This is a genomic window from Mesorhizobium loti, from assembly GCA_014189435.1.
GTDB classification, from domain to species: Bacteria; Pseudomonadota; Alphaproteobacteria; order Rhizobiales; family Rhizobiaceae; genus Mesorhizobium; species Mesorhizobium loti_G.
Genome location: CP050293.1, coordinates 4,642,990 through 4,669,376, shown reverse-complemented (window position 1 = coordinate 4,669,376; position 26,387 = coordinate 4,642,990). Strand labels below are relative to the sequence as shown.

The 26,387-nt window shown below is 60.6% G+C and carries 25 protein-coding genes and 1 pseudogene; 10 read left to right on the top strand and 16 right to left on the bottom strand.

The genetic code is table 11. The features are described from left to right. Nucleotides 1-111: 111 nt before the first annotated feature. On the bottom strand, nt 112-930 hold the full coding sequence (locus HB777_22495) for an NAD(P)H-dependent oxidoreductase (protein ID QND66407.1): 819 nt from the start codon (nt 928-930) through the stop codon (nt 112-114). Nucleotides 931-1,021: 91 nt separating this feature from the next. Here HB777_22495 and HB777_22490 point away from each other — a divergent pair. Then, nucleotides 1,022-1,944, top strand: a pseudogene (locus tag HB777_22490) (LysR family transcriptional regulator). A gap of 333 nt (nt 1,945-2,277) precedes the next feature. Here HB777_22490 and HB777_22485 read toward each other — a convergent pair. Beyond that, nucleotides 2,278-2,736: a PaaI family thioesterase gene (locus tag HB777_22485; GenBank protein ID QND66406.1), complete on the bottom strand. Its 459-nt coding sequence runs from the start codon at nt 2,734-2,736 to the stop codon at nt 2,278-2,280. A gap of 1,117 nt (nt 2,737-3,853) precedes the next feature. Then, entirely contained in the window at nt 3,854-4,666 is an 813-nt protein-coding gene (locus HB777_22480) for an SDR family oxidoreductase (GenBank protein ID QND66405.1), read from the bottom strand. Between the two features lie 132 nt (nt 4,667-4,798). Between HB777_22480 and HB777_22475 the strand changes: the two genes are divergently transcribed. From HB777_22475 to HB777_22460, 4 genes are all read left to right on the top strand, one after another. Beyond that, the gene (locus tag HB777_22475) at nt 4,799-5,335 is read left to right on the top strand and encodes a LysR family transcriptional regulator (GenBank protein QND68872.1); all 537 of its coding nucleotides are present in this window, start codon (nt 4,799-4,801) and stop codon (nt 5,333-5,335) included. After that, complete coding sequence (locus HB777_22470) at nt 5,286-6,500, top strand: IS701 family transposase (protein QND66404.1); 1,215 nt, start codon at nt 5,286-5,288, stop codon at nt 6,498-6,500. Before HB777_22475 ends, HB777_22470 begins: the two co-directional genes overlap by 50 nt. Nucleotides 6,501-6,651: 151 nt before the next feature. Further along, nucleotides 6,652-7,134: a hypothetical protein gene (locus HB777_22465; GenBank protein ID QND66403.1), complete on the top strand. Its 483-nt coding sequence runs from the start codon at nt 6,652-6,654 to the stop codon at nt 7,132-7,134. A gap of 343 nt (nt 7,135-7,477) precedes the next feature. Beyond that, complete coding sequence (locus HB777_22460) at nt 7,478-8,215, top strand: class I SAM-dependent methyltransferase (protein QND66402.1); 738 nt, start codon at nt 7,478-7,480, stop codon at nt 8,213-8,215. A gap of 32 nt (nt 8,216-8,247) precedes the next feature. Here the strand turns inward: HB777_22460 and HB777_22455 are convergent, their stop codons facing one another. Next, nucleotides 8,248-8,826 carry a hypothetical protein gene (locus tag HB777_22455; GenBank protein ID QND66401.1) on the bottom strand — a complete coding sequence of 193 codons (579 nt, stop codon included), beginning with the start codon at nt 8,824-8,826 and terminating at the stop codon, nt 8,248-8,250. 238 nt (nt 8,827-9,064) lie between these two features. On the opposite strand from HB777_22455, the gene HB777_22450 reads away from it, so the two are divergent. Both HB777_22450 and HB777_22445 read left to right on the top strand, forming a co-directional pair. Then, nucleotides 9,065-10,537 carry an IS21 family transposase gene (locus HB777_22450; protein ID QND68871.1) on the top strand — a complete coding sequence of 491 codons (1,473 nt, stop codon included), beginning with the start codon at nt 9,065-9,067 and terminating at the stop codon, nt 10,535-10,537. Next, on the top strand, nt 10,534-11,307 hold the full coding sequence (locus HB777_22445) for an ATP-binding protein (protein ID QND66400.1): 774 nt from the start codon (nt 10,534-10,536) through the stop codon (nt 11,305-11,307). The genes HB777_22450 and HB777_22445 overlap by 4 nt, the downstream gene beginning before the upstream one ends. 139 nt (nt 11,308-11,446) lie before the next feature. Here the strand turns inward: HB777_22445 and HB777_22440 are convergent, their stop codons facing one another. From HB777_22440 to HB777_22430, 3 genes are all read right to left on the bottom strand, one after another. Continuing rightward, complete coding sequence (locus HB777_22440) at nt 11,447-11,851, bottom strand: hypothetical protein (protein ID QND66399.1); 405 nt, start codon at nt 11,849-11,851, stop codon at nt 11,447-11,449. A 239-nt stretch (nt 11,852-12,090) separates the two neighbouring features. After that, complete coding sequence (locus HB777_22435) at nt 12,091-12,993, bottom strand: NAD(P)-dependent oxidoreductase (protein QND66398.1); 903 nt, start codon at nt 12,991-12,993, stop codon at nt 12,091-12,093. A 99-nt stretch (nt 12,994-13,092) separates the two neighbouring features. Continuing rightward, a complete protein-coding gene (locus tag HB777_22430) occupies nt 13,093-13,959 on the bottom strand; it encodes a glycerophosphodiester phosphodiesterase (protein ID QND66397.1) in 867 nt (288 codons plus the stop codon). Between the two features lie 567 nt (nt 13,960-14,526). On the opposite strand from HB777_22430, the gene HB777_22425 reads away from it, so the two are divergent. After that, nucleotides 14,527-14,997 carry an AraC family transcriptional regulator gene (locus tag HB777_22425; GenBank protein ID QND66396.1) on the top strand — a complete coding sequence of 157 codons (471 nt, stop codon included), beginning with the start codon at nt 14,527-14,529 and terminating at the stop codon, nt 14,995-14,997. Nucleotides 14,998-15,127: 130 nt separating this feature from the next. Here HB777_22425 and HB777_22420 read toward each other — a convergent pair whose 3' ends face one another. Beyond that, nucleotides 15,128-15,970: a LysR family transcriptional regulator gene (locus HB777_22420; GenBank protein QND68870.1), complete on the bottom strand. Its 843-nt coding sequence runs from the start codon at nt 15,968-15,970 to the stop codon at nt 15,128-15,130. Between the two features lie 97 nt (nt 15,971-16,067). Here HB777_22420 and HB777_22415 point away from each other — a divergent pair, with 97 nt between their 5' ends. Further along, nucleotides 16,068-16,472, top strand: coding sequence for a 4-oxalocrotonate tautomerase family protein (locus tag HB777_22415; protein QND66395.1), 405 nt, complete (start codon nt 16,068-16,070; stop codon nt 16,470-16,472). 674 nt (nt 16,473-17,146) lie between these two features. Continuing rightward, entirely contained in the window at nt 17,147-18,079 is a 933-nt protein-coding gene (locus HB777_22410) for a LysR family transcriptional regulator (protein QND66394.1), read from the top strand. A gap of 152 nt (nt 18,080-18,231) precedes the next feature. Here the strand turns inward: HB777_22410 and HB777_22405 are convergent, their stop codons facing one another. From HB777_22405 to HB777_22370, 8 genes are read right to left on the bottom strand one after another with little or no spacing between them, the layout of a single operon-like run. Beyond that, the gene (locus HB777_22405; GenBank protein QND66393.1) at nt 18,232-18,453 is read right to left on the bottom strand and encodes a DUF2274 domain-containing protein; all 222 of its coding nucleotides are present in this window, start codon (nt 18,451-18,453) and stop codon (nt 18,232-18,234) included. Nucleotide 18,454: 1 nt separating this feature from the next. Continuing rightward, nucleotides 18,455-19,675, bottom strand: a complete 1,221-nt coding sequence (locus HB777_22400) for a TrbI/VirB10 family protein (GenBank protein QND66392.1) — start codon at nt 19,673-19,675, stop codon at nt 18,455-18,457. Beyond that, nucleotides 19,672-20,721, bottom strand: coding sequence for a P-type conjugative transfer protein TrbG (gene trbG / locus HB777_22395; protein QND66391.1), 1,050 nt, complete (start codon nt 20,719-20,721; stop codon nt 19,672-19,674). The genes HB777_22400 and trbG overlap by 4 nt, the downstream gene beginning before the upstream one ends. Then, nucleotides 20,718-21,401, bottom strand: coding sequence for a conjugal transfer protein TrbF (locus HB777_22390; GenBank protein ID QND66390.1), 684 nt, complete (start codon nt 21,399-21,401; stop codon nt 20,718-20,720). Before HB777_22390 ends, trbG begins: the two co-directional genes overlap by 4 nt. Further along, nucleotides 21,401-22,759 carry a P-type conjugative transfer protein TrbL gene (trbL, locus tag HB777_22385; protein QND66389.1) on the bottom strand — a complete coding sequence of 453 codons (1,359 nt, stop codon included), beginning with the start codon at nt 22,757-22,759 and terminating at the stop codon, nt 21,401-21,403. Before trbL ends, HB777_22390 begins: the two co-directional genes overlap by 1 nt. A gap of 4 nt (nt 22,760-22,763) precedes the next feature. After that, complete coding sequence (trbK-alt, locus tag HB777_22380; GenBank protein ID QND66388.1) at nt 22,764-23,153, bottom strand: putative entry exclusion protein TrbK-alt; 390 nt, start codon at nt 23,151-23,153, stop codon at nt 22,764-22,766. 11 nt (nt 23,154-23,164) lie between these two features. After that, entirely contained in the window at nt 23,165-23,932 is a 768-nt protein-coding gene (gene trbJ, locus HB777_22375; GenBank protein ID QND66387.1) for a P-type conjugative transfer protein TrbJ, read from the bottom strand. Next, nucleotides 23,929-26,385 (bottom strand): conjugal transfer protein TrbE, encoded by a 2,457-nt coding sequence (locus tag HB777_22370; GenBank protein QND66386.1) that lies wholly within the window; start codon nt 26,383-26,385, stop codon nt 23,929-23,931. The genes trbJ and HB777_22370 overlap by 4 nt, the downstream gene beginning before the upstream one ends. Between the last annotated feature and the right edge of the window lie 2 nt (nt 26,386-26,387).

The window sequence follows — 26,387 nt, the reverse complement described above, 5'->3', positions numbered from 1 at the left end:
CCGAACGGGTAGGTGTCGTATAGGGGCGTCGGTCGACCCTTCTCGTTCGGACAGACAAACCGAGGAATTTCACGAGCGTCGCAGATCAGGCCGTCGGGCCAGATCCGGGGCTTAGCGGTGACCCGGCCCGCTCTGCTTCGTCCCTGATTTTTCGGTTTTCATGTGCAACTTGAATCCCTCGGCAGGATCTCCCAACCCTGGTCGCAGCAGCATTGTCGGGATCAGGTAGTCGCCGCCATTTTGTTGCCGGTAAGGGATTGGCGGCGTCGTCTCGAGGGTCCGCATTCTCTCACGGAGCTGTTCGGCCACGCGTTCGAAACCCTCTTCGCCGAGGCGATCGGCTTGATAGACGACAAACGGCGGAAGCACCTCATAACCAGGATAATAGAGAATACCGTGATTGATCGGGAACAGGAGGTCATCGATCGGACCATTGATTCCCCGCGCTGAATAGTGCTCCGTCCAGCCTCCGGCGGTGACGATCAACATGGCCCTTTTGCCCGCCAGGGTGCCTTCACCATAGCGGTCGCCCCAACGTTTGTCGTTGTGCTCGCCGACGCCATACGCGAACCCGTACGAGTAAACTCGATCAACCCAGCCCTTGAGGATCGCAGGCATGGTGAACCACCAAAGCGGGAACTGAAGAATCAGGACGTCAGCCCAGAGTAGCTTTTCCTGCTCAGCCTTTACGTCGGGAGATAGGGCGCCAGCGTCGAAGGCCTCTCCCGAGGCCGCAGGCACTCTCAGCCGCGCCTGCGGCTGCAGCTGCGGGAAGTCGGCACGATCGACCTGAGACTTCCAGCCTTGGGCATAGAGATCCGAAAGGAGCACCTCGTGTCCCTGAGCCTTCAATTCCTTCACTGCCACGTCAAGGAGAGAGGCGCCAAGCGACTGAGGTTCAGGATGGGCAAAAACCAGCAAGATTTTCATCGGTCAGCCTCCAAGGTTGGAATTGACCTTGAGATGGACCCAATTAGAGTAATGCGCTAGATATGCGAAATGGATAACATTCTGCCGAATAATGGATAAATCGGAAGTCACTTTCGATCGCATGCGGACCTTCGTCCGGGTTGCCGAACGGGGTAGTCTTTCGGCGGTCGCCCGTGAGCTCGGAACTGGGCAGTCAACCGTTACACGCCACCTGCGCGAACTCGAGGAGGCAGTCGGTGTACCTTTGCTTAGCAGGACCACGCGCCGCGTCACGCTCACTGAGGAGGGGAGAGGCTATTATGCCAACTGCATCCAGATACTCCGCCTTGTGGAGCTGGCCGGCGATGAGGCGCGCGGCTCGGGGGGATTCTCGCTTGGTACTGTCCGGATTTCATGCACAGCCGCTCTCGGCGTATTGCACATCAGCCGCCTGATCTTCGCTTTTCAGGACAGATACCCCGATATCGTTATCGACCTGAGCCTCTCTGACGAACGGATCGACCTGCTGCGTGAGGGCGTCGACGTCGCCATTCGGCTCGGGCCGCTCAGCGACAGCTCCATGAAATTGCGAGTTCTCGGCCGATCGAAACGGCTTATGGTGGCGGCGCCGTCCTATCTCGCAAGGGCCGGAAGGCCATCTAGTCCGCAGAATCTGCGCGACCATGAAGGTATCCGAATGTCGAATATCGCTGGAAGCGACACGTTGGTGCTGCTGACCTCGACCGGCGAACGCCACGAGATACCTTTCGGTGGAGGGCTTCGGGTCGACCACGGGCTAGCCGCGCGGGAGGCGCTTGTAGCCGGGCGCGGTGTCGCGCCGGCGCATCGATGGCTTGTAGATGATCTTTTGGCCGAGGGGCGGCTCGAGGTGATCCTGCCAGGATATTTCCCCCGCCGGTGCCGCTGAGCATGCTAATCGTGCCGGAGCGCGCCACCATTGCACGGGTTCGGCTGCTCATAGATTTTCTTGACGACCACATTGCCGCTATGCCTGGAATCGAGCGTTCTCGCTAACATTAGCCTCACGTTTCTGAGGGAGCGGAGCTTGCTTCACCTGCAACTTGCATAGAAGTCGCAACTTTTAGCCTCTGCATGCGGATAGGAACTTCAATCGAACCGATCATCTGTCAGCGCGTAATCGAGCATTGGCCTATCAAGCTACACTCTGACTTAGTTGTCACAGGTTTCAGCCCAGGCTCATCCGTGCTGCCGGATAGCACGCGTTTTCGGCGTATGAGATTGAATACAAAGTATTTAGGAATCTCATCTACCAAGTCGCTTCCGGTTTATTAGCGTAGAGAACTGACCCCGCCTGGCCCCTGCAGGTAAGCTTTGCTTATACGCGCCTTAGTGAGAAATCCCTTCGCGGCCGACCACCGCCATGAGCGTGCCTGTCATTGTAGCGACGAGCGTTTCCTGCCCCGCCTGCACTGCGTAGGCCCGGGCGTCGCAGATCGTAATGGTGCGACCTGGTTTGATCACCGTTGCTCGAAATAGAAAATATTCTCCCTTGGCCGGGGCAATAAGGTTCGTTTTGAATTCCACCGTCAGAATCGCCGCATGCTCAGCCATGAGAGAAAACGCCGCGTATCCGCAAGCTGAGTCGAGCGCGGTCGTGATAATGCCAGCATGCATAAAACCGTGTTGCTGGGAAAATTTGGCGTCGTACGCCATTCTCAGATCAACTTCTCCTGCCTCCAGCCTCTCGATCTCCACACCTAACGTTGCCATCACCGTTTGACGACTGAACGACTTCCGGACGCGGCTCATGTAATTTAGGTCCTTCGGGAGAAATGTCGTGGCCATCTGAATCACCATCGTTTGGTTTTGCGTCGCAGATAGCCAGACGTAACCGGCCTCCCAGAGCAGGTTCTTTGATAAATCGGACAATCTCCTGGGACTTTTGTCGAGCTGCTCGTTGGCGAAAGCGGCTCGGAGATGATCCGCAATGCTTCGTGAAGTCGACAGTCAGATGGGCTTGATCCGCGTAGCCAGAGTCCAGGGCGATTGATGCCAAGCGTGCATCATCTTCTACGATCCGCCTAAGGGCTCTGGTGAAGCGCGCGACCGTTAGGTATTTTTTTGGCGGCATACCCACAGCACCACGGAAACGCCGCTGCAGCGTACGTGGAGCGATGCTGATCGCTTCAGCCAAGGTACGTACATTTCCATTGAGTTTTTGGGATGCGGCACAGGACGGCACTACGGCCAAAGATGGCTTAAGAAGCCCTGCGTCGGAAAGCCGATCGAGCCAATCGTCAAGCATGTTGACGACCGTATCCAACGCCTCACTGCGCGTGCTGTTAGCGAGGGCTTCGATCGGAACATATCGCATGAGTTGATCAGTTCCGATGGCAGCATCTAACGGGCGACACCGGAAGCCGATGATCCAGCCGTGAAAAGCACACGGCCGCTGCCGTCGGCCGAACCGTGCTGAGGTATGAGTTGCCCGCCATGTTACTGTTTCGCTTTGGCTTGTTTCAAAATTGGCGCATCGCGAGCCTATCAGAGCAACTTCACTGAATGGAGACGCAAACAATGCCGCGTCCGCCCCCGTCAGTCTTCCTTTGTCCTTGAGAACAAAAAGGTGGTCAGTGATCCCTCTGTGCCGATCCAGCGGATTGAATTCGGCATAGAATGACAAGTCCGCCAAATTCACAGATCTTACAGCTTCAGCCATTTAGGGGATCCAGACTGACATGCGCGGGATGTATCCGATCAATAGAAGAATTGCCCGCCTTACGCATCAGCCGTGATCCGCTAAGCCAATTGTAGTGGCGGAAGACACGTTCTCGCGGCATCATGTCCTCTTCGGCGTCGCTCTGACTAAGACAATGCTCGCGCGCGGGCGTTGTCCTAGCCGTAGAGACTCTCGCTACGGATGCGGTTCTGGCGATTTGGCGCGCTTTGCTCGCGGCGCGGTTCAGTATGCGTCGTCCCGCACACGCAAGCCTGCGATTGTGTAGCCCCCGTCAACGAGGATACTCTGGCCGGTTACAAAACGCGCCTGATCCGTCGACAGCCACACAGCCACGTCGCCCGCGTCTTCTGGCAATCCCGCCCGCTTTGCCGGAGTATGTTCCACAAAAGGGCGAAAAGCGGCTTCGTCATTCCAACCACCGCGCGCCATTGGGGTATCAATGATCCCTGGATTGATATTGTTGATGCGAATACCTTTTGGCCCATATTCAAGGACGAGTGCCCGGATCATCGCATCAAGCGCGCCTTTGCTGGCCGAATAGGCGGACGACCCGGCGAGTGCACCGTGCGTCAACCAGGACGAGGTGTTGACTATCGTCCCCGCAACGCCCTGCGCCAGAAAAGCTTCAATCTGGTATTTCATTGAGAGCCAGACGCCGCGCAGATTCGTGGCGATCACGGCGTCAAAGTCGGCGCTTGTTTGCTCCGTGATCGGCCGGAAACTCCCGAGGATGCCGGCGTTGTTGAAGGCGATGTCCAGGCGCCCGTAATGCGCCATCGTCTCGTTTACGAGGCGTTGGATATCGGGTTCCTTTGTAACGTCGGTGACGAGTGGCAGCGCTTCTCCGCCTGCTGCCGTTATTTCGTCGGCAACTTCCTGAATTTCTTTGGATCGGCGACCGGCTAGCGTGACCTTAGCTCCCTGCTGCGTGAACGCTAGTGCTGCGGCTCGGCCGATGCCGGTGCCTCCACCAGAAATAATGGCGACGCGATTGCTTAGCTGCAGTGGCGTCGATTTTGGCTGTTGGGTGGTCATTTTATTCTCCCTTGTCTGTACGCCGTGATTTCGGCGGTTCACTGGCTCGCAGCCGTACATGATCTACAGTCTTCCATTGATGGGCATAAGCGAGCTTGCATCGCACGTGGTGATGGCTTAAATTCATCAATCATGAAAAGCGGTGATTTCGGAGAACTGGCGGCTTTCGTGGCGATCGCCGAGGAAGGCAGCTTCCGTCGCGCAGCCGCCCGGCTTAACCTAAAGCCTTCGACGCTCTCTCATTCTCTTCGGGCCATCGAAGGAAGACTGGGGGTGAGGCTGATACATCGCACGACGCGTACAGTCTCTTTGACGGAGGCAGGTCAAACATTGCTGCGGCAAATCGCGCCAGCGTTCGCCAGTATCGAGACGGCCGTCGAGTCGATAAATGCTTTCCGGGAACATCCGGTCGGGAGGATTCGTCTAAGCGTTCCGCGCACCGTTATCGCCAGCATTATTGCTCCGAGATTCCGGGCTTTCGCGGACAGATATCCCGATGTCGTTTTAGAAATTGCCGCGTCGAACAACTTCGTAGACATCATCCGGGATGGTTTCGACGCCGGTATTAGGTTAGCATTACAGTTGCATATTTATCTACGGTCTGAATCTATGGGTCTCCATGATTCGGAGGTCATGGATGACAGGTGCATCAATCGAGACGACGCTTGAGCTTTGGGCATCATCGCTGCGTGACGTGAAGGCTCGCATGCGCGGACTGTTTACGCAGGAGCGAGTTGCAGCCTCTGCGAACCTCTTCCTGGACGGCCTGCTGGGTGACGAGCGGCGTAAGACAGGTTGGATGCGCGCTGAGGCGGCCGGTGACCCCGGCCCGTGGCGGCAACAAGCCGTTCTGGGTCGCGGGCGTTGGGACGCGGACGCACTTCGCGACATCGTGCGAGAGTATGTTGTAGAAAACCTCGCCACGGATGATGCGGTCCTGGTCATCGACGAGACGGGCTTCCTCAAGCAGGGCAAGACGTCGTGCGGTGTTGCGCGTCAATATACAGGTTCGGCAGGCAAGATAACGAACTGCCAGATCGGTGTGTTCGCCGCCTATGTGTCCGCTCGCGGTCATGCCTTTATCGACCGGGCCTTGTACTTGCCCAAAAGCTGGACCGGAGATCGGGCAAGGCTTGCAGCAACCCATGTTCCTGAGGCTATAGCCTTCGCTACCAAGCCAGGCTTGGCTGTCGATATGATACGGCGTGCGCTGGCAGCCGATGTGCCGTTTTCATGGGTGGCCGCAGATGCGGTGTATGGCGTCGGGGACGTCGAAGGAACCCTGCGCCGAGCCTGCAAAGGCTACGTTCTTGGGGTCAAATCGGACCACCATTTCGGCTCCTGGTCGGGTAAGCCTCCGGTCGCCGGCACAGCTCAGGAGATCGCCCGTGATCTTGATCCAACTGCATGGCAGCGTCTTTCCGCCGGTGAGGGCACCAAAGGCGCGCGGCTTCATGACTGGGCCTACTGCGAACTCGCCGATCTCGATGCCGACGAATATAACGAGACGAAATCGGGGCTTTGGACCCGTGGCCTCCTAATCCGGCGCAATATCAGCGACGGTGATCTCGCATTCTTCACCACATGGTGCCCGGCCGGGACGGGCATCCAGACGCTCGTTTCCGTTGAAGGCCATCGCTGGGCGATCGAAGACAGCTTCGAGACCGCCAAGAACGAGCTCGGACTCGATCACAACGAAACCCGGTCATGGCATGGCTGGCATCGCCACGTCTCCCTCGTCATGCTGGCCTTCGCCATGATGGCGGTGATCCGATACCGCGCCAATGACGTGACGCCCCAAAAAAGACCGCGGATGCCGACCATCAGGATTTGATCCGCTGGTCTATCCAGGAAGTCCGGCGCATCGCCATCAGACTCGCCCAGCGTCGCATAAAACCCGCCTACGTCATCGCATGGTCATGCTGGAGGCGCGCCCATCAGGCGGCCGCTCGACGAGCTCATCTGAAATCTAAACCGCAACTGTAATGTTAGGCGAAAGCCTCGACAGGGATATGATCGCGGTGCGGATCACGACCGATCTGCGAACGGCCGTCGTCGCATCTCCTGATTACTTTGCCCGCTTTTCACCACCCCAAACCCCCCGAGATCTGCTTGAGCACCAATGCATTGGCTATCGCCAGATCGCGAGTGGCGAACTTTATCGGTGGGAGTTCGAGCAAGAGGGTCGAGTGTTTAGCGTTGCCGTCAACGGACCGGTCGTGCTCGACGATCCTGACCTAATGCTTGCAGCGGCGCTTGATGGTGTCGGCATCGCCTACACGAATGAGCATGACATTCGTGAAGCGGCGGCTTCGGGACTTCTGGTCCGCACACTTCAACCTTGGTGCCCCACGTATCAAGGCTTCTTTCTTTATTATTCAGGTAGACGGCAGCCCCCGGCTGCACTGGTGGCGTTCATTGAAATGATGAGACTGGACACCAGAACGTCGGCCATGCTGTCTCAGTGAGAAACCGGAAGCGCCTCGCTGGCGTCTAACAAGGTGGAGGCCGACATTATCCCGCGAATGGGCGCTTTCGAGGGCAGATCTACCGGTACGACCGGTTGAGGTGATGACTCGCATCCAGCAGATCGCCAAAAACGTGCTGGATCCGTCCGGGGCTCCATGCTCGGAGGATCTCGCCCTAGCTATGAAAGTGGTTTCGAAATCATTTGCAGCTGGTGCATAGCCGTAGCCGACGTGCGCCTGACATGTGGATGATGTGGGCGCGGACATCTTTCTCAAAGAAACCATTCGCGGACCGTCCGCGCAAATAGCAAGCGGTTGATGTAAATACCGTACGAGGCAAGATATGCAGCAGAACATTTATGATAATCCCGTTTTTTTCGCAGGCTACAAAGCTCTTAGGCGAAACGACACCGGTTTAAATGGGGCTTTGGAAGTCCCAGCTCTGCGTGCCGTTCTGCCTGAACTCGGGGGCCTCCGGGTGCTGGATCTCGGATGCGGTTTTGGCGATTTTGCGCGCTTTGCTCGCGGCGCTGGTGCAGTTTCTGTTGTTGCCATCGACGCTTCGAAAAGCATGATTGCCGAAGCAGCTCAATTGACGAACGACCCAGGGATAACTTACCTGGTGAACGGGATCGAAGACGCTACGTTCGCATCACGCTCGTTCGACCTCATAGTCTCATCGATGGCGTTGCATTATGTTTCTGACTATGAGGCGGCCGTCCGGCGCATCTTTCGAGCTTTAGAGCCCGAAGGCGCCTTTGTTTTCTCGGTGGAGCATCCGATCTGCACGGCTAATCCAGTGGGCTGGGTCAATGGAAGTGCCGGCGACGCGCAGCATTGGCCTGTGGACCGCTACCAGGACGAGGGGAAGCGAGAAACCAACTGGTTTGTAGAAGGTGTCACAAAATTCCACAGAACAATCGAAACCTATGTGTCGACTTTATTGGCCGCCGGGTTTCGACTAGACCACCTCGGGGAACCCCGGCCGGTTGAGGAAGCGTTGGCGAAGCGACCCGAGTTAGCTAAAGAATTGCGGCGGCCACCCATTCTTGTGCTCGGAGCCACTAAGATGAAGGAGTAGGGGGCCCTTCGCGCGTTGGAAAGCGTTGCGGTTCACACGGTGCTCCCCAGGAGCAGGCCAACGAAGATCCGGTTTGCGGGGGTCGAAATGCCATGCTTTTGTCCAAACCGCACGACGGCGCCGTTCCGTGCATCAATCTCCAATGGTTTGCCGGCGATCCGATCAGCATGAAGTGAGTTGATCGCTCCTGGCGGACCGTCGCGATAACGGTTCAGAACCCGGTCGGCAAAGTCGGCGTCGAAAGACGCGCCCTCAGCACGTCCGACAGCGACACACTCCTCAACAAGTTCGCGCATTATGGCGGCAATGGGGGCGCTGCGAACGATGGACGCGGGCTTCATGAGCAAAGCCGGTACAGCTCCCGCGCAATTGTGAGCAAGCTTTCTCCACGCTTCTGAAATAAAGTCTGTCGTCGTCTCGACATGAATATTGGTACCCCGGAACAAGGAAGAGAACTCCTCGCCGTGCGTGCTGGTAGCGACCACGAGTCGACCGGTCCGGCCTTGGCGGAAATGTCCCGGGCCCAATCGCTCAACTGGCATGTCGACCACGACGGGTACAATCATCGACTCCGCCAGGTAGGGAGCAAAACGCGCGATGCGCGGCGACAATTAAGTTGGCCAGTTCGACGACAATTATCTTGGCCGGTTAGGGCGTCCGCCAGCGCCGTTTGAAGGGAGGGGCGGAGCCCCGACCGGAAAGCGGCACTGGCGGACGGCGGCGATTTCAAGCCCCCCCTTCAGGGTGGGCCAGCCGTTCGGCGTCGAGGGTGGTATCGCAGCTCAATCAACCAACGATTTGAGCTCGATGCCAAACCTTCATGTGACCGACTGCCAGGTGATGCTCTACATGACCTCCCGTTCCCGACACCAAAGCAAGGATGCCGCCGCAGCCAGCGCCGGCTTTAGCGCGCGCACCGCACGCCGCATAGACAAAGACCCGCGTTTGCCGTCTCAAAAGAAGCAGCCGCGAACCTGGCGAACTCGCACCGACCCACTGACGGACGTCTGGCCCCGGGTATTGGAGATGCTGGGGATACCAGGTGTCATGGCCGTGACGATCTTCGAGGACCTCCAGGATGAACTCGGCCTTGACGCTCTTCCCGACAGCGTCCGCCGCACGCTGGAGCGTCGCATCGCCAAATGGCGCGCCCTTCACGGCGAAGACAAGGAGGTCTTCTTCCCTCAGCGCCATGATCCCGGCCGCCAGGCGCTGTCCGATTTCACCGTCACGGACAGCCTCGGCGTCACCATTGCCGGCGAGCCTTTCCCGCACCGCCTCTATCATTTCCGGCTGGCCTGTAGCGGCTGGGAACATGCGCGAGTCATTCTCGGCGGCGAAAGCTTTTCAGCTGTCGCCGAAGGCCTGCAGGATGCGCTTTGGAAGCTGGGCGGCGTCCCGCGCGAACACCGGACTGACTCGCTGTCGGCTGCTTTCAAAAACCTCGACCGCGACGCCGAACGCGATTTTACCAAGCGTTATGGCGACCTGTGCCGACACTACGGCATGGAGCCCACCCGCAACAATCCCGGCGTCGCCAATGAGAACGGTAGCATCGAAGCCGCCAACGGCCACATCAAGATCCGCCTCGACCAGAGGCTCCGGCGCCGCCGAAGCCGAGATTTCGACAGCCTTGAAGCCTATCGAGCCTTCGTCAGTGGCGTCTGCGATCGTCACAACGCCCGCCGCGCCAAGGCCGTCGCGGCCGAGCGCGAGACGCTCAAAACTCTGCCCAAGCGCCGAACCACCGACTTCGCGATGGTGACGGCGAAGGTGACACGCAACAGCACCATCAATGTCGATCGGATCCTCTATTCCGTTCCGTCCCGGCTCATCGGCAACAAGATCGAAGTGCGTCTCTTCGATGACCGGCTGGAATGCTTCCTCGGCCCCGACCCGGTCATGCGCATGACCCGCGCACGGACCGACCGAGCACGCGGCCACTCGATCGATTATCATCATCTGATCGGTACACTGCGGCGCAAGCCGCAAGCCCTCCGATACCTCGTCTACCGCGAAGCACTCTTCCCGCGCGCAGCCTACGCTCGCGCCTGGACCGCTCTGGACGAAGCCCTGCCGCCCAGAGACGCCTGCCGGTCAATGGTCGCTTTGCTGGCAATGGCCTCGACCTGCGAAGCCATTGAGATCACCTTGGCCGATCGTCTCGACGCAATCCTGGACGCCGGCCGGCTGCCTGACCTCGCCAAACTTGAGATCGAGTTCGCGAGCAAACCGAACTCGTCGAGCGAGGTCGCCATCCCAGAGCCAAATCTTGAAGCCTACGATCGGCTTCTGCCCTCGGCTTGCGAGGTACGGCCATGACCGACGCAGCCCTCCTCTCCTCCTTGCTGACCGAACTGCGCCTGCCCAGCATCGTGCGCAATTGGCGGCGCATCGCCGACACTGCCGACCGCGACGGCTGGCCAGCCCAAAAAACCATCGCTGCGCTGATGGAGATCGAGGTCGCCGAGCGCACCTCACGCCGCATCCAGCGTCATCGCGATCAATCCGAAGCGCCGGCTGGCAAAACCTTCGCCAGCTTCGATTTCGACGCCGCACCAGGCGTGCGCAAACAGCAACTTCTGTCCCTCGGCGCCGGCGGAGACTGGATCAAGAACGGCGACAACCTCCTGTTGTTCGGCAAAAGCGGCACAGGCAAAAGTCACGCTATCGCGGCCATCTGCCATGCTCTTATCGATGCTGGAAAGCGGGCCTTGTTCACGCGTACCATCGACATCGTTCAAAGGCTGCAGACTGCGCGTCGCGACCTTTCCCTGATCGGCGCCCTTGAGAAGCTCGATAAGTTCGACCTCATCGTACTCGACGACCTTTCCTATGTCAGGAAGGATCAAGCCGAGACCAGCGTCCTGTTCGAACTCATCGCGCATCGATACGAACGGCACAGCATCGCCATCACCGCCAATCATGCATTTTCAGCATGGAGCACCGTTTTCCCGGACGCCGCCATGACCGCGGCGGCGGTGGACAGATTGGTCCATCACGCCACGATCATAGAAATGAATGGCGAAAGTTATCGAGAGCGCTCCGCCGCCCGGCGAGCCACCAACGAGGAAACTCCCATCTTGGCTTAGGCTTTAACAGCAACACATCATCGCATGGGCTGTAATCGTCGCTGGGACAATAGCTAGCGACAATTACTCACGCCACTATCATAAACAGCCAGCGACAATTAAAATGATTGTCGCTAAGACTCCCCTTGTCAAACGACAATTAGAAAGATAGACGTCTTGTCGCTACTCGGCGACTGTCCAAATATGCCAGTTTAATTGTCGATAGACGGACACCGTAATTGTCGCGTTGCAGCGCGACGTGCTCAACACCATTCTGTAATATGGCAACACGCGTTTTCGGGCCAACGAGACCCAAGAGCCAAGGCTCCGTGCTTGTCACATCATAGGCCTTGGTCGCAACTATCACCCAATCCATCACCTCACCGCGACCGGGCGAGTTCAGTATCCGAGGTGCGATAGACTTACGCCCTTCAGCGGTTTCGACAATCAGCTCCGAAAATATGGAGCGCGCGCATAAAGTGATCCTATGAGGGGGCTTTTCGCTCAGATATGCCGCGACTGTTCCCCCGATTGCTCCTACTCCGAGGATCGCGATATCCGTCATGACCTAACCCATCCCGTCGTTAGTAGTCCTAGAAGATGTCTCTGTGCGGCTGAGTTATGCCAAGAGTCCAGACATGCGAAGAAGCCATAAGCCAAGTAAGCCAAATTCGCGTGTAACAGGTGTCTTGAAAGAAGATGTGAAAAATAACTGGTACCGAAATGTAGCTCGCTGCACTGCCGACTTGCCCTAGGTAGTTGTAGTCTTCCGCTTGACTGGGCTCGCCGATATTGTCCCTCGGACTAGCCAGCCGAAGATTGCATCAGGTGGAGTATGTGCTCCGTCAGAGCACCGCTCGCGTCGCTCGGCCCACCAAGAAGTTCCTCGATTCGCGCGGGGCAAAAACGAGGGATTGGACGTTCGCCGATTGGTGGAAGGACCCGCACCTCGCTTGACGAACCCACGCACGCCACTATCTTTTGCGCAATCCACTCCCAAGTGAAAATCGCACGGTCAACGCAGATGTAGACCGGATGCGGATTATCAGCGCTGGCGAGCATGCGTGTGACCTTGGCGACTGTCGCCACATCCGACAGTTGGCGTCCGTCTCCCGCCAGGACCTCGAGTGGACGTGCTTCCATCGCGGAGGCTACCATCCCAGCAAGGCGGTGGTCGCTGCGAAAGGAGCCTCCTGAAAATGCGGGCAGACCGACGACCGGCCCCGGACGGATGACGATCCCAGTCATCTGATGTTCCGTGCATGCCGCGCGGAGGAAAAGCTCGCCGGCTGCCTTTGTGGCACCGTAGTAGTCAGTCGCCGAGAGCCGCTCATCGTCGGACATCTCTTCCGCGAATGGGCGATGCACTGCTACCGAAGACATGAAAATGCAACGGGCTATGCCGGCTTTTCCCGCTGCGTCGAAAAGCTTCGCGGAAAACACCGTGTCCCTGAGCTCAAGCTCTTCGTCCGGCTGGCCCCAGACGAGCGCAACATGCACGCAAACATGGTGCCCAGCCAGCGCCCGTAGGACCTGATGTTGTCGCGCGAGGTCAGCCGTCACAATTCGCAGGTTAGGGGCGTGCGCGTAAGATCCCAGCTTCAAAGGCGACCGCACCAGAGCGGTGACCTCATGGCCGGCCGTAAGGAGTTCGCACAATACGTGCAGACCGATATAGCCGCTTGCGCCAGTCAGAAAGATTCGCATGGATCTCACCAATGCCAATGCCGTCGGCGGAGAGCAATCAGAGATCCAATTGGACTCAATCGACCTTTTGCTACGAATGGAGCCCTTATGAGAAGCTGCTCAACGCGCCGACTGGAGCCTTGTCCTCAGCTCCGGACCGACAACTTCTAGTTCGTTTGTAAGCACCCCACCAGAGTAATGCCCAGGCAAGGCGAGAACCTGATCTCGAGTATCAATGCCTGTCGAAAACTCTCCGCCGTGATAAGGTCCCACCAAGAAGGCCAGGCTGTTGGCCGAAGCCATCCTGTTTAGAAAAACGTTAGGCCAACCCCACAGCCATCCTGCAAAATTTGTGGGTACAAAGATGACCATGTTATTGCAAGCTGCAGGAACAACCCCAGTCCAACCATATGCAATATAGGGGATGAGGCATCCCTTTAGTGAACTAAGCGACATCGTTTTGATGTCCGGGAGCGCGCGCCTCAGCGCGGCGATGGGCTTGTCCCCACCGTACACCATAAGCCTTGCCAGATCGCCCGATGCAATGCGCGAAAGTTCCTGAGAGAGCAGATCGCCCTCGGATGCATCATTGCTCTTGATGTTTATCAGGAATCTCTTGCGAGGAAACGTTGCAAGCACTTCGTCCAGCGACGGCATCATGCCAACTCCTTTCCCTCGAAAGGGAAAGGTCTTGCCTGCGTCTGCCGTGTATCCGTATCCGACGTCCAATTCCCTCATTTCCGCCATTGAGTGCTCTCTGGTAACCCCGTGGCCGTTCGTGCGGCAGTCCAGCGTCCAGTCATGAAAGACAGCGAACTTCCCGTCGGTTGTTGGGTGCACATCCAGTTCGACGATGTCTGCCCCTGCCTCAAAGCTAGCCCGCATCGATGGGATTGTGTTCTCCAAATACCCGTGTGTCGGGGGCAACATACGAGAGGCTGTGCAAGTGTCGTTGCGCAGGTTTGTTCGATCGAATTGCTGTGACATCCCCCGGTGCGCAAGCAGCGTCGGTTTCCCCCTCAGAGCGAGGTGAGAACATCGTCGTATTGTTGAAAAATACAGCCGACCCGAAGAGCAAAGCCGCAACTGAGATTCCACGCCATAATTTCCCCATCGAACAAAGCCATTTCATCGTTTGAATACCGACTCCAGCTGTGTCGGCAACTGGTCACGGTGATCGTAAATGACGCGGAAATGATGGGCTTGGAAAAACGCGACAGCGCTCGCATCGAACATGCGATGCCACGGGGGGTGATCGACCCGCGAGGATCTTTGGGGCGCATACACGTGCGGCGGCGGGCGCCCCCATCAACGCTGGCCGCATTTTTCGATCACTGCTGGATCATAGAATGGAGATTGGAGGACCGGCCCCCTGAAGAACAGTATGTTCTCCCGTCCCCAAACGCTCATTTGCTGATTTGCCCAGGTGAAACGGCTCTCTATGGCGTTGTGCGCGGGAAACACGGGCGACTGCTTAGAGGAAATGGGCTGGCGCTAGGATTGCGCTTTCGGATGGGAGGGCTGCGCCCATTCCTTCACGGCCCGGTTGCAGAAATGACGGGAAAGACCGCGCCTCTTGAATCATTAACTGGTAAGCCTGACCACTGCGTTGAGGAAGCGGTGTTATGCCAAGCTTCGTTTGAAGATATGATGCAAGCGGCGGAAGCTACGCTTATGCCGCGGCTTCCCATGCCAGATCCTCTTATTGACGAGGTATGCTCAATTGTCGCCAGGGTTCGGCGGCAGGGAGGCCCCAGGCGAGCGGATGCGCTAGCAAAAGAGGCGGGCATGACCCTTCGGTCCATGCAGCGCCTTTTTCATGAGTATGTTGGCGTTTCGCCAACTTGGCTACTGCGTCGATACCGATTGCAGGAAGCTGCGCGGCTCTTGGCGGAAAGCAGTCCTCTCCGACTGGCCGAACTCGCCTCCGACTTAGGCTATTTTGACCAGGCCCATCTCGCCCGGGACTTTGGTCGACTGTTCGGTTGTTCCCCCAAAGAATATAGAAGCAGCCAATTCGACTGACGATGTCACCGACCCTCCGAGGGAGCGGGCCGTCGTCGACAGGGACGACCGGGACTGTCTAGAAAAGATGGCTCGTGGATCGACGGCGCCCGACTAGGCAAAGGAGCGGTCCAATTGTCACTCGAAGGTTTCATTTCAAGCTGGATTGAACCGCGCCGGCGAGCCCTCGGATCGCCGGTGTAGCCTTGGGCGAACTCGCCCGTGCGTACAGAACAATCTCTGAGGCGGGCATCGTCGGGAGCCCGCAGGCGGGACCGATATCTGGAAGGCCTCCCGACGCTATCCGTCCCATCGGCGCCACGCCGATGCCGGCCTGCACACCCGCGAGCAGGGCTGCGCAACTCCCGCCGGTGAAGGATTCGCGCCACGAAATCTGCGCGCTTTCCAGTTGCTTGATCGCGGTGGCGCGGACGCCACAAGGTGCACCAAGAAGCGCAAGTGGCACTGACTGACCCGGCGAGAGTGTCCAGCCATCCGCGGCGCGCCATCCTAACGGATCGGTTCCCAGAACCTCACCCCCGACGCCGCCACGCTCACGCCGCAAGACGGCCACATCCACTTCACCATCATCAAACAGCTGCAGTACAGACTGCGAGATCCCAACCCGGACCTCAATCGAAGCGTTAAGAGGAAGTGTGGCTCGGATCTTTCGTAGAACCTGTCCCGCGCCGAGACCCAAAGCATGGTCACTAAGCCCGATCGCGAAGCGGAACGCGGGTTCATCGCTAAATCGCGTGGCTTCATCATGCGCCGACAGTAAGTCCCTGGCGCGGGGTAAAAAGATGGCTCCGTCCTGTGTCAGGCGCACGAAACGAGGAGTGCGTTCGAGTACCTTTCGTCCGAGTGCCGCCTCAAGGGCCTTCAGCCTTTGGCTCACTACAGGCTGCACCGTGCCGGCCGCTTCCGCAGCGCGGGTGAGGCTGCCTAAGTCGACCACAAGGACAAAAAGTCGAACCGATTCAAGATCAAGCATCATTGTGATTCACTATGATTGTTATAGCCAATCATAGCGTTTACGATGGGATGATCAAGTGGCAGAAGTCACTCATTCACATTGAAGGAGGCCTCCGATGCCAATGATCACAGTCCGTTATGTCACGCCAAAGTCCCAACCTGAGCTCCGTGGGCGCGTTGCGACCCTCGCAGCCGAACTAGGCGCGCAGCTACTTGGCAAAGATCCTAAGGTCACTGCCGTGCTCGTCGAGGCGGCCGAGCCAGAAAGCTGGTTCGTTGCGGGCGAGCACCCCACCGACGCGGGCTTGTCGGCCTTTTGGCTCGACATCAAAATCACTGCGGGCACAAATGTTAAAGCAGACACCACGGCCTTCGTGAACGCGGCGTTCAAACGCATGCAGGACCTACTCGGGCAACTGCATGAGGAGAGCTATGTTCTCGTCCACGCCGTGGACGGCGATGCCTATGGCTATGGCGGTCGAACACAGAATGGCAGATGGGCTGCATCTAACCCCGGCTGATCTCTCTCCATCCTCGCGGGCAGCTTGCAAGCGATTTCCGGGACCTCCGCGGATAACCTCGCCGCTGACCCCCGACACTTAACTGACGGACAGTAAGCTAACGACGTCGAGCAGCCGCACCCGCTACGGCTAGACCTTCCGTTCCGGTCGCCTCCACTAAGGTACCTTTTGCGGGCGCCTTAGAAACTACCAGGAAGTCGAGTCATCGGACGCCAATAGGGGCCGGTCTTGGTCTACGTCAATGACCTTTGTCGCATGGTCGAGCCGGCGGCCGGGGTGGGACCATTGCCGCTCGCACGCCAACAGCTCGTCGTCTGTGCCGTGGCGCGGGTGCCTTGGTCGAAGTGGGTGCCGCCGATCCCGCTTGCGGTGTCAGCCTGCAGTCAACATGGGAAAGCCGCGGCTTGGCGGCCGCGCTTTTCAAAGCATCGGGACCTGGAACGTATGGGGGCATCGGACGACGCAAGGACGCCGGCTGGCATCGGTTGTTTCGGTAGTCATGTGAAATAGCCCAGTGGACGCGCTGCGGAGTGCGAGGCCGGACGTACCGCGCCAACGATGAATCCCAGGGAGAGAAGTTAGGTCGGGAATGGTTAGAGGCGACCGAGTCCCACAGTAACTCGCGATGCGGGCGATCGCCCCCTGATCGAAAACGTGTTTTGGAAGCAACGACCGTGCCCGACCTCTCACTGGACCTGCGCTATCTGCGATATGCGATTCTCGTCGCGGAATATGGCAGCTTTCGAAGAACCGCAGATGTCCTCAATATCCCGCAGTCTACCGTAAGCCGGCGCATCCAACTATTAGAGCGCCGCATCGGAATCTCATTGTTCGACCGAACTGGATCTGGCGCTCGCCCTACTTCCGAAGGGGAACGTTTCCTGCGAGAGGCCACAATCGGAGCGGAATATTTAAGGGAAGCTGTCGATGCACTCGCGCTTGCGCGACGTGGTCATTCTGGCGAGTTACGGATTGGATTGATGGCTTCTCTGGCGAGTGGCTATCTTGGGGATTTGCTTTGTAGCTACCATCGCCGGTTTCCGGCGATCGAGATAAGGCTCGACGAGGCTTCCGCGCAGGTTAATTCCGGCGCTGTGCTCAACGGCCGACTGGATGCCGCCTTCATGCCTGGCGATCCAAGACTACCCGGTTGCCGGGCTGAAATTTTGTGGCAGGAAAGAATTTATGCTGCGATCCCTGATGCTCACGCGCTTTGTACTCTCGACGCGGTCAGTTGGGATGATCTAAGGCACCAAACCTTCCTCGTGAGCGTTGATGCAGCAGGATCGGAGATCGAAGACCATATCGTGCGCCAGTTATCCGAGCCGGGATTTCGCCCAACGATCTCCGTTCAGCGCGTCGGCCGCGAGAACTTGATCAATATGGTTGCGAAGGGTTTTGGAATCACACTGACCACAAACTCGACGCTCGGTATCACGTATTCGGGAGTTTGCTTCCTCCCTGTCGTTGGTCGCGAAGAAACGGTATCATCGAGCATGGTATGGTCTGTGTCAAATCAGAATCCTGCTCTCAAGCTTCTGCTCGGACTGACTCGATCTCACGAGCATGAAGCTCGACTGCGAAAAACGAAGTTCGGAACAGAGTAGGCGGCGTAGCTCCGCGGGGGGTGATGACGCTGCGAGGCCCGACCTCACTGCGAGCCGGTCCGCGACCCGCGCGCCGACCAACCGTTACCGCAAGGCCTGCCAATGGCGCTGAAGGCAGTAAAAAGCGGCCGCGGTCGAATGTTGGGTTTGCATTAAAAGGATTTTCTTCGAGCCTTGGCGAAGCCGCGATCCGTGGCGATGAAGCGCTGCACCATAGGAGCGATCAGCTTAACTGGTTCGGCAACCGGCTGCCCCGTTTCGCGGGCAAGGATCTCGGCATAGGCAATGAGGTCCCGGTGCAGCGGCCCGGGCAGCTCGACCGTCACCTTGATCGGCTTGTCGTCGGCTATCGTGCCGAGCTTAAGCTTGGTCATCTCACCCTCCGTAAGGTTCGAGCACTAGATCGCGGGTGACAATCACGCGCACAGGGAAGCCCGGACGGATTGTCAACGTCGGCGCAATATTAAGCTGACGGCGGACGATCTGCTGGCCGGCGTCATTGATGGTATCCTGGCCGCCACTTCGGATCGCCTGGATAAGTCGATCGTCATCGTTCGTGGCGAGTTCTGCTCCAACGCCAAGCAGCGTGGAAAGCCCCGCCGCCTTGACGAGATCCCACCAGTGATAGTCGACACCGTCCTGAAGGCCGGCAAACCCCTCGGCATCCGCGCCGGGCTGGCGCTCGAGCACGATCGACCGGCCGTTCGGGAAGATCAGTCGATTCCAAACGAGTAGCACGCGGCTTTGGCCGAACTGGACGTTGTTGTCGTACTGGCCGATGATGCGCGTGCCCTGCGGCACGAGCAGGATATGGCCGGTCGGACTGTCGTAGATATTTTCGGTCACCTGCGCGGTGATCTGGCCCGGCAGATCGGACCTGATGCCGGTGATCAGCGCGGCCGATATGACCGCGCCTGCTTGCAGGATGTTCGGAGATGCGGGCGCAACGACACGATCGGCCGCGACTGTACGGCGGTCCGGGGCCGCGTTGAGGAAGGCAGTCTGGCGGTCCTGCGCCGATGGTGTCGCGGGCGGAGGCGCGAGGCCAAGGCCCGCGAGGTCGGGCGCTGGCGGCGGAGCGATAGCGGGCGCCGCAACGGACGCTCCAGTGCGCATCTCGGTGCCGGAAAATAGCCGGCTGGTCCTGGCGGTCTCGATCTCCTGCAGCCTGCGCTGTTCTTCGGGACTGATGCCCGGATTGGGAGTGGCGATGCCAGGCGTCAGAACGGGTTGGCCGCGCTCCTGCGCGCCGACGATCGCGCGGCCGAGGTCTCCCGGGAGCGGCGGACCAAGGCGAGGTACACCGCTGTAGTCACGCGGCAGGCCGGCGAGCCCGTCGGCGGTCGAGCGGTTCTCCGTTGAATAGAGTTCCTCGTTCGGGCGTCCGCCATCGCGGGTCTGAAGCGCGTAGACGAGAGCGCCGCCGAGCCCGACGCTGGCGACGAGGCCGATACCCGCGAGGAACTTACGCGACAGCCGCGTGACGCGCGGCGGTTCCGCGCGCAGACGCATTGGCGCGGGCCCGATCGGCTCGCCGGTCAGGGGCTGCGTATCGTCGTCCGGCACTTCCTCGTTCCGGCGCGGATTCTCGCTCACGATGCGGGCCTCCCGTCAGTGCGGGTAATGCGCACGCGCTTCTGGTGATCGCCGGAGCCGAAGCGCAGTTCGGCCGCGGCGAAGAGCCGATCGACGATCATGTGATTGCCGCGAACACGGTAGTTCACAAGCTCTGAGGTATTGCCCTCCGGTCCGACGACGAACAGCGGCGGCATTTCGCCCTGACTGATCCCGCGCGGGAATTCGATGAAGACCTGGCGGCCATCGTCAAAGGCGCGCAGCGGCCGCCACGGCGCGCGGTCGCCGTCGATGGCGTAGCGGAAGTTGACGTTGGCAAGATCGACGCCGCTCGCCACCGGCTGGGCGGCCTGCGCTTCGGCGTTTTGCCGGCGCAGCGCGATGAGCTGGTCCTGTGGGTAATGCCAGGACACAGACGCCATATACGTCCGCTCGGTCGAGCGCAGTTCCATATGATAGGTGCGCAGATTGGTATTGATGACGAGGTTCGTCATCAGATCGGTGCGGGTGGGCTTCACGAGTATATGGATCTGCCGGGTCGCGCCCGAGCCGCTCTCGGTATCACCGATGATCCAGCGCACCGTGTCGCCGGCGGCGACGGGGCCTGAGCCGACGAGCTGCTCGCCGGGTTGCAACGCGATGTCCGTGATCTGTCCGACGGCGGTATAGACCTGATAGAGCGCTCCTTGCGTAAACGGATAGACTTGCATCGAGTTGATGAAGCCGTCGCGCACCGGCTGGATGCGGGCGGCTGCATTGGCCTGGTTCACCCGCGCCGTTGGATCGGTCGGCTCCGGTATGCGCCGGGATGGCTCGACGCGCTGCAGTTGGCCAGGCAGCGGCAGCGGCCGAGGCAGTTCGACTACCGTTACGGGTGCAGGCGGATCGACGGTCTGCACGGCCGGAGCGGCGTTGTCATAAGAGATCTCCGGCGGCGGATTGGTGGTGGCGCAGCCTGCGAGCGCGGTCGTCGCCAGCAGGGCCATGGGAAATGCGGCTCTGCGGAAAGCCGAGACTACGGATGTGTATGAAGCCGGGTTTCCGGCTTTACGGAAATACGGCTTCATTGCCCAAGCTCCCGTGACCAGTTGATTGCGTTGACGTAGATGCCGAGCGGATTTGCCCTGAGCCGATCGGCGTTGCGCGGGATCTGCACCACGATCGTCAGGATCGCTGTCCAGCGCGTGGTCTCGGCGAGCTGGCCATTCTCATAGCAGCGCTCGACCCAGGCGACGCGGAAGCTGTCGGGTGAGGCGCGAATGACACTGGAGACGTCGACCGCGATCTGCTGGCGGCCGACCTTCGCAAACGGGTCGTTCGACCGAGCGTAATCATTCAGGGCCATGGCGCCGCGATCGGTCGTGAAGTCATAAGCGCGCAGCCAATTCTGGCGCACGATGATGGCGTCGGCCGGAATAGAGCGGACCTGTTCGATGAACCGCGCGAGGTGGAAAGCGATTTGCGGATCGGTCGGCCGGTAGTCGGTGACGGCAGGCGCGACGGCCTGCGCCTGGCCGAGCCGATCGACCTGCACCACCCACGGCACGATCGTTCCCCGCGCTGACTGCACAACGAGCGCGGTGGCGAACCCGGCCGACAGGATCAGCGAGCCGAACGCCATCAGCCGCCAGTTCTTCGCCTGGACACGCGAGGCGCCGATACGCTCATCCCAGGCCTGGGCGGCGCGCTGATAGGGCGTCTCCGGCTCGGAGGCTTTTCCATAATGAGTGGTTGGTCGTTTGAACATCAGCGATCGCCTTCGGAGAGGTTGACGGAGGAGCCGCCGCCGTGGGCGTCGCCTGAGCGGACGGCATGGGCCGTGGCCTGCACGGCATGGGTCATGTGCTGCGAGCGCCGCATCCGCTGGGCCCAGGCCGGCGGAGCGCCGGCGGTTGGAAAACCGGCAGCGGCGTCACCGGCCGCGTCACCGCCGATCGAGCCCGCGGTGGAAGTGCCGCCCGTCGCCTCGAAGGCGGCCTTGCCGCCAGCATTGAAGCTGGAGCGCATGCTTTCCGCGGCCCGCGAGGCGGCGCGGCGCAGTGGTGAGACCGCGGCGCTACCGCCCGCACGCGCGACCCCGCCGAGGCCGGACGCGACACCGGACGCACCGGACTGGCCCGCTGCGCCAAGGCTGTAGGCGGTGGATGCGCCGCCAGCGATCGCAGCACCGCCGCGAGCGGCGGCGGCGGCGCCACCGGCCAGCGCAGCACCACCGGAGGCGGCGGCGCCGACGGCGCCAGCGCCGAGCGCGACCATGCCGCCCGCGGCCATGCCCGTGCCGACCGCCGCGCCGGCGCTGAGCTGCGGGCCGCCGGAAACGAGACCACTGGCGATGCCAGGACCGAAGATGCCGAGGCCAAGCAGCGACAGCGCGGCAAGCACGATCGCCATCGCTTCGTCGATGGTGGGGGTTGCCCCGTCGAAGCCGGATGTGAACTCTGAGAAGAGGGTCGAACCGATGCCGATGATGACGGCAAGCACCAAAACCTTGATGCCGGAGGAGATGACGTTGCCGAGTACGCGTTCGGCCATGAAGGCCGATTTGCCGAACAAGCCGAAGGGGATCAGCACGAAGCCCGCGAGCGTCGTCAGCTTGAATTCGATGAGGGTGACGAAGAGCTGGATGGCGAGGATGAAGAAGGCGAGAAGCACCAGCGCCCAGGCAAGGAACATGCAGGCGATCTGGATGAAGTTCTCGAAGAACGACCAGTAGCCCATCAGACCAGAGATCGACTCCAAGAGCGGCCGGCCGGCGTCGAGACCGGTTTGCGCGACCCTGCCAGGGCGCAAGAGATCGGCCGTGGTGAAGCTGGTGCCGCTGGCCTTTAAGCCCAGGCCGGCGAAGCTTTCGAAGACGATGCGTGCCAGGTTGTTCCAGTTGCCGATGATGTAGGCGAAGACGCCGACGAACAGCGTCTTCTTCACCAGGCGAGCCATGATGTCGTCGCCGGCGCCCCAGCTCCAGAAGAGTGCAGCCAGCGTCACGTCGATGACGATCAGGGTGGTGGCGATGAAGGCGACTTCGCCGCTAAGCAACCCGAAACCGCTATCGATGTAGCGGGTGAAGACCTCGAGGAAATGGTCGATGACGCCGGTGCCGCCCATGATGTTATCTCGCTTCGTCGAGCTGCGGCGGCGCGATCGGCGCGGCGGGCTCCACGGCTGGCTGATCGGTGCGGCCCGGTTGGGGAGTGGTGTCGTTTCGCGGCGCTGGCGGCATGTCCGGCAGTCGCTCGGCAGGTCGCGCGCCGGGCGCAAGGAAGCGGTTGCGGTTTTCAGCCCAAGCCCGCAGGCATGCGAGGTCGCGGGGACCGGCTTCGCCGAGCGCCTGGCAGCGGATCAGCTCGTCGCGCAACGGGTCGGCCGCGGTCACGGCGGCGCGGCCGGACGGCCACGCCTCGGGCGCTTCTTCTTTCCGGCTCATCTGGATCGCGCTCGCAGTCACTGCGATTGCGACAAACACGACGGTGCCGAGTCGGGCGAGCATCTTGCCGTCCATGGCCGCGCCCCTCAGTTGGCGTTCGGGAACATGCGGGCATTGCCCGGCTGGTAGCCGCTGCCCGGCGTCAGGAAGCGACGGCGCTGCTCGCGACCTTGCTCGGCAGCGGCTGAGCGCTCCGCTTCGGACAGGCTCTGCGCGCGACCGTTTGCGGCCACCACAGCCGTTAGGTCGGCGAGCTGCTGCGCTTGCAGGGCGAGAAGCTGATTGCCCGCCTGTGTCGCCTGCAGCGCGCCGGTAGCGCCCTGGCTCTGCCCGACCAGCGCCGACATTTGGGTTCGGTTCGTGTCGATGTTGCCGACGACGCCGGCCTGGACGCGCATCGCATCCTGCAAGCCACCGACCGTGTTCTGCCAGCGCTCCCGCGCGCCGGCGACGAGCTGCTGGTCAGACGCGGTCATCGACGCGTTGCCATAGGTTGTGCGGAACGCCTGGTCGATGTTCTGCACATTGTAGGCGATGTTCTGCGCTTGAGTGAGGAGCTGTTGCGTCCGCTGCACGGACTGCTGAAGCCGCTGCAGTGACGAGTATGGCAAGCTCGCGAGGTTGCGCGCCTGATTGATCAGTGACTGCGCCTGGTTCTGCAGCGAGGTGATCTGGTTGTTGATCTGCTCGAGCGCGCGGGCAGCCTGAAGAACGTTCTGCGCGTAATTGGTGGGATCGTAGACGATGATGGCTTGGGCCGGCGCGGTGAGCAGCGGTGACAGCGCCAAAGGTGCGGCCAGAATGGAGAAGGCGAGCCGAGCGGCACGCGAGTGGGAACGAACGGAACGGGTCATGGGCGTGCCTCCGGATCGGTTTGAGGAGTGACGTTGGTGAGGTCGGCGATGAGGTCGGCGGCCCAGGCAAGCCGGTTTTCGGCGAGCCACTCCGCGAGGAACCCGTCCGTGCCGCTGCGGGCGTGAACCTCCGCAATCAGCGCCTGATGCTGCTTCGATGATGCGGCGCAAAGCGCGAGCGCCACGTCCGACAGGCCCAGCTCGAACAGCCGGTTGCCGCGCCGGGATTGGCAGTAATAGTCGCGCTTGGGCATCGCCCGCGCGAGGATCTCGATCTGGCGATCGTTGAGCCCGAAGCGGCGATAGATAGCCGTGATCTGCGGCTCGATCGCGCGCTCGTTCGGGAGCAAGACGCGGGTCTGGCAGCTTTCGATGATGGCCGGCGCGATCGCCGAGCCGTCAATATCCGAGAGCGACTGGGTGGCGAAGATGACGCTGGCGTTCTTCTTGCGGAGCGTCTTCAGCCATTCGCGGAGTTGCCCGGCGAAACCCTCGTCGTCCAGCGCGAGCCAGCCTTCGTCGACGATCAGCAGTGTCGGGCGACCGTCTAGGCGATCCTCGATACGGTGAAAGAGATAGGCGAGCACAGCGGCAGCCGCGCCAGTGCCGATAAGTCCTTCGGTCTCGAAGACCTGAACATTGGCCTCACCCAGATGCTCGGCCTCCGCGTCGAGCAGCCGTCCATAGGGACCGCCAACGCAATAGGGCCGCAACGCCTGCTTCAGGTCGTTCGACTGAAGCAGGACAGACAGACCCGTCAACGTCCGCTCGGCGATTGGTGCGGAGGCCAGCGAGGAGAGCGCCGACCAAAGATGTTCCTTCACCTCGGGCGTGACGGGCACACTCTCGCGTATCAGGATCGCGACTAGCCAATCGGAGGCCCAGGCGCGCTCGGCGACATCCTCGATGCGTGCGAGCGGTTGAAGCGACACGCTGTCGTCTGAGCCTTCGGTGAGGCCACCGCCGAGATCGTGCCAGTCGCCACGCATGGCGAGCGCCGCGGCGCGGATTGATCCGCCGAAGTCGAAGGCGAAGACTTGGCTTTGGGGATAGCGTCGGAATTGCAGCGCCATCAGCGCCAGCAGCACCGACTTGCCGGCGCCGGTCGGACCAACGATCAGAGTATGGCCGACGTCGCCCACATGGATGGAAAGCCGGAATGGGGTCGAGCCTTCGGTCTTGCCGAACAGCAGTGGGGGTGCTGCGAAGTGCTCGTCCCGTTCCGGTCCCGCCCACACCGCCGACAGCGGGATCATGTGGGCGAGATTCAATGTGTTGATCGGGGGTTGGCGGACATTGGCGTAGACATGGCCGGGCAGCGAGCCGAGCCAGGCTTCCACAGCGTTGATCGTCTCGGGCATTGCGGTGAAGTCGCGGCCCTGGATGACTTTCTCGACCATCCGCAACTTCTCGGCGGCGATGCGCGGATCATCGTCCCAGACCGTGATCGTCGCGGTCACATAGGCTTGGCCGGCGTAGTCCGCGCCCAGCTCCTGCAACGCCATGTCGGCATCGGCCGCCTTGTTAGAAGCATCGGTGTCCACGAGGGCGGAGGCCTCGTTCGTCATCACCTCTTTCAAGATGGCGGCGATCGATTTGCGCTTGGCGAACCATTGCCGCCGGATCTTGGTCAGCAGCTTGGTCGCGTCGGTCTTGTCGAGCAGAATGGCGCGCGTCGACCAGCGATAGGGAAAGGCCAGCTGGTTCAGCTCGTCGAGGATGCCGGGCGTGGTCGCGGTCGGGAAGCCGACAATGGTGAGGATGCGGACATGCGCATCGCCCAGGCGCGGCTCCAGCCCGCCGGTGAGTGGTTGATCGGCGAGCAGTGCATCGAGATACATCGGCGTTTCGGGGACGCGGACGCGATGCCGCTTCGTCGAGACCGTCGAATGCAAATAGGTCAGCGTCTCGCCGTCATCGAGCCAGGCGCATTCCGGCATGAAGGCGTCGATGAGCTGGAGGATGCGATCGGTGCGGTCGGCGAAGCCGCGCAGGATCTCGTGCGCGTCGACGCCGGCGTGATCGCGGCCCTCGTAGAGCCAGGTTTCGGCCCGCGCCGCGTCCTCGACCGGCGGCAGATAGAGGAAAGTCAGGAAGTAGCTGGACTCGAAATGCGCGCCGGCTTCCTCGAAATCGGCCTTGCGTTCGGCATCGACCAAGGCGGAGGCGCTGTCGGCGAACATGCTGGCGGGATAGGTCGCGGCGCCATGGCGCTGCGCCTCGACGAAGATCGCCCAGCCGGAACCCAGGCGACGGAAGGCGTTGTTGAGACGGCCTGCGACCGCGACCAGCTCGGCCGGCACCGCACTGTCAAGGTCGGGGCCGCGGAAGCGCGCGGTGCGCTGCAGGCTGCCGTCCTTGTTCAGCACGATGCCTTTGCCGACCAGAGCGACCCAGGGCAGGAAGTCCGCGAGTCGGGTGTTGCGGTTGCGATATTCGGCGAGGTTCATCATCG